Origin of the sequence: Nereida ignava, from assembly GCF_001049735.1 — a bacterium.
In the GTDB taxonomy this organism is placed as follows: domain Bacteria; phylum Pseudomonadota; class Alphaproteobacteria; order Rhodobacterales; family Rhodobacteraceae; genus Nereida; species Nereida ignava.
On sequence record NZ_CVPC01000052.1, the window covers coordinates 1 to 1,071 of the forward strand.

1 protein-coding gene and 1 pseudogene are annotated in these 1,071 nt (G+C 52.1%); one reads left to right on the top strand and one right to left on the bottom strand.

The window, feature by feature from the left end:
• Positions 1 to 628: glycine betaine ABC transporter substrate-binding protein (locus NIG5292_RS14225; protein WP_048600200.1), on the top strand; the 628-nt coding region annotated here is incomplete at its 5' end.
• Positions 629 to 903: 275 nt separating this feature from the next.
• Here the strand turns inward: NIG5292_RS14225 and NIG5292_RS14230 are convergent.
• Positions 904 to 1,071: pseudogene (locus NIG5292_RS14230) on the bottom strand (MBL fold metallo-hydrolase); the annotation flags it as partial.

The following is a 1,071-nucleotide window of genomic DNA, read 5'->3' on the forward strand; positions in this document are numbered from 1 at the left end:
CTGGTGGATCCCGCAGTACCTTGCGGATGCCCACCCAGAGCTGCTCACCCTTGAAGGCGTTATGGCGAACCCTGAGTTGGTAGGTGCACGTTTCCATGACTGTCCATCGGGTTGGGCGTGCGACATCATCAACAACAACAATATTAAAGCGATTAACCTTGAGGGTAGCGGCATTGAGCGCTTCCAGCACGGTTCAGGTGAAACGCTTGCTACTGCGATTGCTGCCGCATATTCCGAGCAAGAGCCATGGTTTGGTTACTACTGGGCGCCGACCTCTGTGCTTGGTAAATACCCAATGGTCCGCGTTGACGTAGGTGCGCATGATCCAGAAGCGCACGCGTGTAACGGCACACCGGATTGTGCGACACCAACACTGTCTGCATACCCGACAGCCAAAGTGAAAACTGCTGTTTCCGGCACATTGACCGAGCGTGAGCCAGAGGTCGTTGAGTTGATGAGCAACGTAAGCTTCACGAACGCGCAGATGGGTGAAGTTTTGGCGTGGCAAGCGGACAATAACGCAAGCTACGACGAAGCCGCAGTTTACTTCCTGACGAACAACAAAGACGTCTGGAGCAACTGGCTGAACGCAGAAGCAAAAGAAAAGCTTTCCGCACTGCTTCAGTAAGGCTGTCTGGATAAAATAGGGAAACACCCGCTCTTTTGAGTGGGCGTTTTCTGTTGGAGGCACACTTCTGCGCATAGTCGTTTTGATCTCAATCGATAAAACCTTGAGTTCTTAGTGATAGTCTTTGCGCGTTGGAAAACCTGCTGATGAGGTGTGTTGTTTGGGTTTGCAGAAGTAGATCATGCTGACAGCGGACAAAATCTGGCACAATTCATATTAAATCTCTTAGCCGTCATGATCTAGGTTTTCAGTTATTGGGCGCTATCGTTTTCCAGTTAGAGGCCGTTGACGGGGACTTTGAGCATTGGGTTGCCGTCTTTGTCGGTTGGGACCTCGCCTGCGCGCATGTTCACTTGGAGCGAGGGGATGATCAGCTTTGGCATGGCGAGCTGCGCGTCGCGTTCCGTGCGGAACTTGATGAAGTCCTCGCGTGTTTTGTCGCC